Raw genomic sequence first — 8,507 nt, forward strand, 5'->3', positions numbered from 1 at the left:
CGAAGCAGATCAATCATTCTGGCTGCGTCGCCAACCATTCGCGCAGCGCCGGCCAATCGTGTGGAAGATCATCACCCCAGATCCGGACGGTCGCGTCGGAGTAGCTCGAAGCGAACCGACCACCACCGGGCGCCACCGCGATACCCATCGCCTGCACGTGGACGTGCATGTCGCTGTCCTCGTCGACTCGCAGGGCCCGAAACCGTCCGGTCTCGAGCTCCCAGACGCGGGCGGAGCCGTCGAGGCTGGCCGAGTAGACAACCCCGCCGAGCGGATCGGCGGCGACACCGAACACTTGGGCGTGATGCGATCCAAGCCGCGAGCGCTGGCCGGTGCCGGGGTCGAGCAAGACCACGTCGCCAAGGAAGGTCGCGTAAACCAGGCGTCCGTCGGCGAGCACGGCGAGATCGATCAGGCCGTCGCGACTGAGGTGGCCGCGATAGACCTCGGCGCCAGTGCGCTCGTCGAAGGCCACGACCAACCCGATGTGGCCGGTGGACCACCCGGCGACCCATAGCCAGCCGCGCGCGGCGTCACGCTCGACTGACTTGCAGGTGGTCAGCTCTGGGACCGGCCACAGCTCGCTCGCGCCCGCACCGAGCTCGCCGACGTGAACCCCAACGCCATCTTCGATCCAGGCCAGACGATCGTCGGCGAGGAACGTTGCCGCGCTGCCACGACCGTGCTCGGCGCTCGACGTGGCGATCAGGTCGCCTTCGTGGGTCCACGACCGCACGCTGCCGTCGGTGTGGATGCTGGCGAGCTGCGAGCCGTCGGCCGACCACGCGACGCCACTCGCGGCGCCATGCTCGAGGGACTCCCAGATCGGATCGGAGCCCGGCTCGGAGCCGTCGAGCCCAGTGACCGCGAGACCGCTGAAGGTGCCGAGCGCGAGCAGATCGCGGCTCGACCACGCCACGACCTGGGCCGGGCCGGGCACGCGGCGGACCAAGTGGCGCGGCTGCGTGCTCCAGACCCGCAGCGTGCCTTGCCAGTCGATCGTTCGCAGGTGATCGTGCGAATCAAAGTAGCCCCATCCCATCGCCTCATGGCCGGGGTAGCGCTCGCTGTGGCCGTCGGGCAACCAGGTGACGAACGCGTCGCCCTCGCTCGCAAACGCCAGCTTTGATCCGTCGCGTGAGAACGCGAACCACCGGAACGGGCTCTCGCGCTTGCGCAGCTCGGTGCGGGCGTCGCCGTCGACGTCGAACACCACCCCGCCACGCGTGGTGTAGCTGGCGGCCAGCTGCTGACCGAGCGGGTCCCAGGCGCTGTACCAGATCTGGTCGTCGCCGGACGCGGACAGCTCGCGTGGCTCACCGCCGTCGAGCGGCACCACGCGCAGCCCGGTGCCCGAGCGAACCGCCACGCGATCGCCTGCAGGCGACGGCCTGATCGGCGCCGCGACGTCTCGTGCGATCACGCGGGCCTCGGCGCCGGGCGAGACCAACACCAGCCGAGCTTCCTCGTCGACGCCCACCAGCGCGTCGCGCTCGGGCACGAACACCACCCCCGCCAAATTGCGCGGGCCCAGGTCCTGGATCATGCCGCTGCGATCCATGATCCAGGTCCGCCCGTCGCTCGTTTGGCCGGCCACGCGCGCGCCATCGGGCGCGAGCCAGACGACCACGGGCTCCCGATCCTCGGGGATCTGCAAGCGCTGCGTGAGTCCGAGCTGCACATCGTGCAGCGCGAGGACCGTGTGGCCGTTGACGCGCTCGCCGACGCCGATGAACCGACCGTCGCTCGAGATCGCGTACGCGTCATGCGTCAACTTCAACCCGGTGCTCCAGGTCTTGCCGAGCTCGACGTCGAGCATCCAGATCTCGCGGGTGCCATGTTCGATCAGCATCGAGCGACGCCCGTCATCCGACATGGGGCCGACCGTCAGCGACTCGGGCAGCTGCATGGACGACAGCGGAACGCCGAGTTGCCGGGCGTCGCTGGCCAGCGTCCGCGCGGCCCCGGGCCAGGGCATGTCGTCGCTCAATTGTCGCAGGCGCTCGAGCGCGAGGCCTGGATCGTCCGGTAGCGCGAGCCCAGCCTCGGCCAGGATCACCGCGTCCTGTCGCCGCAACAAGTCGAGTTCGGCCTGATCCGCGCGCTGGCCCTCGCTCTGGGCTTCGCTCGCCAGCGCCTCGGACACGGCGGCGTGCTCGTGCTCGCGCTCGGTCCACGCGAGCGCAGCCACGAGCGTGGCGGCCCCGAGCACGGCCAAGCCGACTCGACGTCGACGTCGGGTCTCGCGGTCGCGCGCCAGCTCGCGCAGCAGCGCGTCCATGTCTGGGAACCGCTGACCCGGCTCGCGCGAGAGCCCCCGCGTGAGCAGCTCTCGCAGCCACCGCGGCGCCTTGTCGCTGGTGGGCGTGACGATACTCCCCGCGACGACGTTGGCGACCAGCTTCGCGTAGGTGTTGCCGACGAACGGCCGCGCCCGATACAGCGACTCGTAGAGGGAGACGCAAAAGCCGAACTGATCGGTGCGCCCGTCGAGCTCGCCTCCAGTGTGCTGCTCGGGCGCCATGTAGGCCGGCGTGCCGACCACCCGACCGGTACGGGTCAGCGTATCGGTCGGATGGAACGGCTCGGCGTCGGGCTCGTCCTCGAGCGGTGACTCGGTTGTGGGCGGCCCCTCGGCGGTCCGGCGCGCGACCCCGAAGTCGACAACCCGGACCCGACCATCGTCACCCACGATCACGTTGTCTGGCTTGAAGTCGCGGTGCACGATCCCGGCCGCGTGCGCGGCTGCGAGCCCCCTGCCCGCCTGCAGATACACATCGATGATCTGCGCGACGCTGCGCTGGCTCGCGCGGACCCACTCGCGGAGACTCTGACCCTCGACGTACTCCATCGCCACGAACACCTGCGACTGGCTGACGCCGACCTCGAGGACCTGGACCACGTTGGGGTGCGACAGCCGGGCGAGCACCTGAGCTTCGCGCACGAGTCGAGCGGGGTTGGTGTTGGTTTGTTCGTGCAGGAGCTTGATTGCGATCTTGCGATCGAGCTCCTTGTCGTAGGCCGAGAACACCGCGCCCATCGCCCCGCTGCCGATCCGCTCGAGCACCAGAAACCGGCCGATCGTCACCACGTCTGGGGCCTCGCCGAACACCCGCTCGTGGACCAGGTTCCGTAATCGTCGTTGCTCGACGCCGTCGACCTGCTCGGCGCTGTCGAGCGTAGACTCCATGATGCCCTCGGTCGGGGTCTCGGCAAGCGCCACTGTTGGAGTGTGGCCGGTTGGGGTCCCGGCACGCAATGAACGTTGAAGGCTGTCGCTGTGCATGATGCTCTCAGATCCGATGTGTCGGGACTCGTCGTCCTGATCACGCTCCCCTGAAAAAACCGTCTCGTGTACGCTAGCGGCATGAATTCGCCCTCGGACGAGCAGCTCTACGCGGCCTGGGTCGCCGGCGACCGCAGGGCTGGCGGCGCGCTCATCGATCGTCACCTGACTTCGATCCATCGCTTCTTCGCCGGCAAGCTGTCAGATCCCGCGGCCGTCGATGACCTCGTCGCCAAGACCTTCGAGGTCTGCGCCACGAAGCTCGGTGAGTATCGCGGGCAAGGCAGCGTCCGCGCGTATCTATTTGGTGTCGCCCATAACCATCTCCGCAATCACCTGCGCTCGCTTCGGCGCCAGCGCGAGCGCTTCGATCCGCTGGAGACCTCCGTCGCCGATATCGACCCCACGCCCTCGTGTCTGCTCGTCGCGCACGAGGGTGAGCGCCTGTTGCTGCGAGCGCTGCGATCGATCCCGCTCGAGCTGCAGATCGCAATCGAGCTGTCGTACTTCGAGGGGCTGTCACGCGCCGAGATCGCGGCCGTGCTCGAGATCCCGGCCGGGACCGTCGCCGGGCGACTGCGACGGGCACGAACCCTGCTCGAGCAACGCGTGCACGCGCTCGCGACCGAGCCGCAGCTGCGCACGTCGACGCTCGATTCGATCCAGGCGTGGGCCCGCGAGGTCAGGGCCGTTTCCGATGATCACTAGTTGCGCGCTGAGTCTACGACGCTCACGGCTCGCCTTCGACGACCATCAACACCTGCCCGCCGCCAACCTCCTCAAACCCCTGCACGATCCCGCTCGCCGGCCACTCGACCTCGACCCGGTGCACGGTGTCCACCCCCAGCTCAAACCCATCGCCCAACCCAAAGTGCTGAATGAGCTCCCCCTCACCCAGGAAGTGGCTCGCGACCCCAACCTCGCGCACCTGCCAGGGCCCATTCGGCTCGACCTGCACCCGCACCTTCGCCCCTCGCCCGTCGCGGTTGGAGCTGGTGCCCTCCACGGCGACCCGCAGCCACGCACGCAGGTTGCCGCCGTCATTACGAAACAACCGTGGGCTGCCAGCATGGTTGGTGAGCAGCAGATCCAGGTCGCCGTCGCGATCGTAGTCAAACGCGACAATGCTGCGCCCTTGGCCGGTATCGTACACGCCGCGAAGCTCCCCCTGTTCGCTCATGAACCCCTCGCCAGTCTCGATCCCCTCATTGATCCACAGCCGCGTGGGCGTGTCGGCGTGGTACAGCCCGCCGTGTAGATCCCGACCTGGCCAGCCGTTGCCGAGGGCGAGATCCTGATCACCGTCGTTGTCGGCGTCGAACATCACGGCACCCCACGCCCAGGCCCCATCGCGCACGCCGGCCTCGTCGGTCAGCAGCGAATAGATGCGGTCGCCCTCGTAGCTGTACAGGCGATTGCCCGTGCCCGACCAGCACGGCGGGGTCTCGTCCTCCTCGCACTCGTCGGCCTCCGCGATCGAGGTGACGTACCAGTCGAGATCGCCGTCGCCGTCGATGTCGCCAAAAGTCGAGCCCATGCCGTTGGACTCGCGGTTGACCCCCGCGGGGCCGCTGCCGTCTTCGTAGCCGAGCCCGGCGAGGTTCCAGAACAGCCGCGAGCGGCGAAAGTCGACGGTGATCGCCAGCTCCTGCCAGCCGTCGCCGTCGAGATCCGCGAAGGTCGACGAGAACGCAAAGATTCCGTCGGGGTCGAGCGCGGACAGCTCGACGCCGTTCGCGGCCGTGACGTCCTCGAAGGTCCCGTCGCCGAGGTTGTGGAGCAGCCGCCCGCCGTGGCGGTGCAGCGCGGGATGCTCGGCCCCGGGCATGTGCTCGACCTTGATCCACTCGTTGACGTGGGCGTCGAGCCAGCCGTCGCGGTCGTAGTCGCCCAGCGTGACGCTTTGACCCGAGTGCATGGTGATCGAGCTCAGCGCGAACCCCCGCGGCTCGGCCTGATTCTCGAAGCCCAACTCGCCGGTCTCGCTGAGCGTGTTGATGAACAGCTGGTGCGAGGTGTCGCCGACGCTGGTGACGAGCAGATCCAGATCCCCGTCCTCGTCGATGTCGCCGAACACCGAGCCGTTGGTCCAGCTGCACTCGCCCAGCCCGACCTCCGCGGCGACGTCGACGAAGGTCCCGTCGCCCTGGTTGAGGAACAGGTGGTCCGGCGCCGCGAGCCGGGTCATGAACACGTCGGGCCAGCCGTCTTGGTCGACGTCGCCGATGCTGACCCCGCCCGTGAACCACTGCGGCTCGCAGTCCTGCCGGGGGCTGAGGCCACCCGAGGTCGCCCATGGGAACATGCAGTCCAGCTTGGCCGGATGGGTGGGTACGAACTGCACGGTCCCCAGCCCCGCCGCCTCGGCGACCTCGGTGAACACTGGACAAATTACCTGGCCCGCGCAGGGTTGCTCGGGTGGGGGCGTGCCCGCGGGGCTCGCTGGCGGGGGGTTCCACGACCCGCACACCTCGGGCTCAAACGGCTGCAGGCCGTCCGGATCGCCGGTCTCGGTCGTGGACTCGCTGTCGTCCTCGGTCGCCTGATCCGCGTGGGTCGTGACGTTGGCGCTGCTCTCGTCGAGGTCGGGCCCGCGGCAGGCCGCGAGCAGCAGGACACTCGCGCAGGTAAGCCAGGGCCAATCGCAGGTCACAGCGGTAGCTTAGCAGCGCCGCCAACTCGATGGACCATGGATGCGAGGGTGATGAAAGGCTAGCCTTGCGGGCATGAGGCGGGTCGCGTTCATCTCGGATCTGCACGCCAACCTGGTCGCGGTTGACGCCGTGCTCGCCGACATCGACCGCCTCGACGTCGACGAGATCATCTGCCTCGGCGACATCGTCGACCTCGGGCCGCAGCCGTGCGAGCTGCTCGACCGCCTGCACGAGCGCGAGGTCCGTTGCATCCGCGGCAACCACGACACCCTGGACGAGCACCCGCCGCACCACCTCTTGCTCGAGATCGAAGCGTGGACCGAGGCCCAGCTCGGCGAGGCGCGACTGGCCGAGCTGGCCGGGTTGCCCGAGCAGCTCACCGTCGAGATCGGCGGCGCGCAGGTCCTGTGTGTGCACGGCTCCCCGCGCGACGACACCGATCAGATCTTGGCCTGCACCCCCCGCGAGACCCTGGTCAGCTGGGTCGCCGACCACGAGTTCGACGTCATGGTTGGCGGTCACACCCACGTGCAGCTGCTGCGCAGGCTCGACGCCCGATTGATCGTCAACGTCGGCAGCGTGGGTATGCCGTTCGAGCGCGCGTTTGATGGCGACGCGCCGAAGATCCTGCCGTGGTGCGAGTATGGGGTGATCAGCGGTGAGAATGGGGTGCTCTCGGTGGATCTGCGGCGGGTGCCGCTGGATCTCGAGCGCTTCGCCGCGAGCGTGCGCGGGTCCTCGCTGCCGGGCGCGGACCGCTGGCTGGAGCAGTGGCTCACTTAGTTTGAGCAGCGGTCGCCTACGAAACACAACGCCAGACGTCACTTTTCGTTGGTGAGGACTACCCGGCGGGTCGGGCGGGGCGCAGACGCGATCCGAACACTTCGCAATTCGCGGCGACTGCCACGCCGAGGCGAAAAACGGCGCGCCACGCCGGTCCCGGCGCTGCCGCGACGCCCGATGATCGAGTCACGCGCGCGGGCGCTCGGCTCTCCCGAAGACATGCATGGTCGACACGACATCAGAGCCCTCCGCCTCGCCAGGATCCTGATCTTGACGCTGTTGCTCGGCAGCCTTGGCGCCGTCGCGCGAGCGAGCGGCCCGGCTGCCGGGCCGACCAACGTGGAGCTGCTGATCGACACTTCGGAGCTCGAGCCCACGCTCGGCGAGCGGCTCTCCGCGGCGCTCGAGCTGCTGCTGCCGGATGCGCTGCGCGAGCATGGGCTCGAGGTCGTGCGCGGCGGGGCGGCGGTGACCGTGGAGGTGCGCCTGACGATGCCCGATGTCGGCCTCCACGAGTACGTGATCAGCATTGATGTGCTCACTGACGGCGCCCGCGAGGTCGTGGTGGACGCGAAGCGATGCTTGGCGTGCTCCGAGCAGAAGGTGGTCGACCGCGTGATCGAGCAGTTGCCGACGGTTGCAGACTGGCGACCGAAATCAGAGCCGCGTACGCCGTGCGTGAAAGCTGACTCGCGCGCGACGGTGGTGCCCGTGACGCGCCGACCGCTGAGGCTCGGCGGCTTGGGGCTCACGGGGGCCGTGTCGCTGTCTGCTGGTGCGGCGACGATCGGGGGCGGAGTGCTGATGATGAGCATGCCCAACCTCGGCTGGAACGTGGATCCGCGGCCGGTGGGGATGGGGCTCGTGGTCGGCGGCTCGGCCGTGGCGGCTGTCGCGGTGGCGATGGTGGCTGTCGACGTGGTGCTGCTCGCTGGGCGGAAGCGGAAGCCTTCAATGAGTGTCTTACCAAGCCTGTCTCCGACGAACGGAGGGGTGTTGGTGGTAGGGAGATTCTGACGAATGAACACGAAACGTTGGGTGCGAATTCTGAGTGCGGGACTGGTTTGCCTGGGGGTGACGTCTTGTAGCGGCAATTTTTGGTTGCACGACGACGGCGTCGGCAATGGCGACATGGTTGGTGATGGTGATGGTGATGGCGACGGCGACGGCGGTGGCGAGCCAGTCGGCGACGGTGACGGTGATGGCGACGGTGATGGCGACGGTGATGGCGATGGCGACGGCGACGGTGATGGTGATGGTGATGATGGCGATGGCGATGGCGATGGCGATGGCGATGGTGATGGTGATGGTGATGGTGATGGTGATGGTGATGGTGATGGTGATGGTGATGGTGATGGTGATGGTGATGGTGATGGTGATGGTGATGGTGATGGTGATGGTGATGGCGATGGTGATGGTGATGGCGATGGTGATGGTGATGGTGACGGCGATGGCGACCCGGAAACCGACACCGACACCGACACCGACACCGACACCGACACCGACACCGACACCGACACCGACACCGACACCGACACCGACACCGACACATAGCGAGTGTAGCGATTGCACGTATCTCCCCAAACCAACATCAACCGCCACCACATTCGAGCCCCTCATGCACACCAACCATCACTATCGAGTGATCCTCCCGGTCACAGCCCTCATCACCCTCACTACCCCGCAAGCCCACGCCGCACCCCCTGACACCGCCCCCGCTCCGATCGAGCCGGTCGACTGGCACGACCCCCCCACCAACCACGATCTCAATCCACCTCTCGAAC

6 protein-coding genes are annotated in these 8,507 nt (G+C 68.0%); 4 read left to right on the forward strand and 2 right to left on the reverse strand.

Annotated elements, in window-relative coordinates; all coding sequences use genetic code 11:
• Positions 1-13: 13 nt before the first annotated feature.
• On the reverse strand, positions 14-3,223 hold the full coding sequence (locus tag ENSA7_RS17455; protein ID WP_181233835.1) for a WD40 repeat domain-containing serine/threonine protein kinase: 3,210 nt from the start codon (positions 3,221-3,223) through the stop codon (positions 14-16).
• 144 nt (positions 3,224-3,367) lie between these two features.
• Here ENSA7_RS17455 and ENSA7_RS17460 point away from each other — a divergent pair, with 144 nt between their 5' ends.
• Positions 3,368-3,994, forward strand: coding sequence for an RNA polymerase sigma factor (locus ENSA7_RS17460; protein ID WP_106090433.1), 627 nt, complete (start codon positions 3,368-3,370; stop codon positions 3,992-3,994).
• A 22-nt stretch (positions 3,995-4,016) separates the two neighbouring features.
• Here the strand turns inward: ENSA7_RS17460 and ENSA7_RS17465 are convergent, their stop codons facing one another.
• Positions 4,017-5,939, reverse strand: coding sequence for a CRTAC1 family protein (locus ENSA7_RS17465; protein WP_106090434.1), 1,923 nt, complete (start codon positions 5,937-5,939; stop codon positions 4,017-4,019).
• 73 nt (positions 5,940-6,012) lie between these two features.
• On the opposite strand from ENSA7_RS17465, the gene ENSA7_RS17470 reads away from it, so the two are divergent.
• The 3 genes from ENSA7_RS17470 to ENSA7_RS43770 all read left to right on the forward strand — a co-directional run bounded on the left by ENSA7_RS17470 (position 6,013) and on the right by ENSA7_RS43770 (position 8,277).
• Positions 6,013-6,723, forward strand: coding sequence for a metallophosphoesterase family protein (locus tag ENSA7_RS17470; RefSeq protein WP_106090435.1), 711 nt, complete (start codon positions 6,013-6,015; stop codon positions 6,721-6,723).
• Between the two features lie 339 nt (positions 6,724-7,062).
• Positions 7,063-7,740 (forward strand): hypothetical protein, encoded by a 678-nt coding sequence (locus tag ENSA7_RS17475; RefSeq protein ID WP_146157807.1) that lies wholly within the window; start codon positions 7,063-7,065, stop codon positions 7,738-7,740.
• A gap of 57 nt (positions 7,741-7,797) precedes the next feature.
• Positions 7,798-8,277 carry a hypothetical protein gene (locus ENSA7_RS43770; RefSeq protein ID WP_181233836.1) on the forward strand — a complete coding sequence of 160 codons (480 nt, stop codon included), beginning with the start codon at positions 7,798-7,800 and terminating at the stop codon, positions 8,275-8,277.
• The last annotated feature ends 230 nt before the right edge of the window (positions 8,278-8,507 follow it).

Source organism: Enhygromyxa salina (assembly GCF_002994635.1).
Classification (GTDB): domain Bacteria; phylum Myxococcota_A; class Polyangia; order Nannocystales; family Nannocystaceae; genus Plesiocystis; species Plesiocystis salina_B.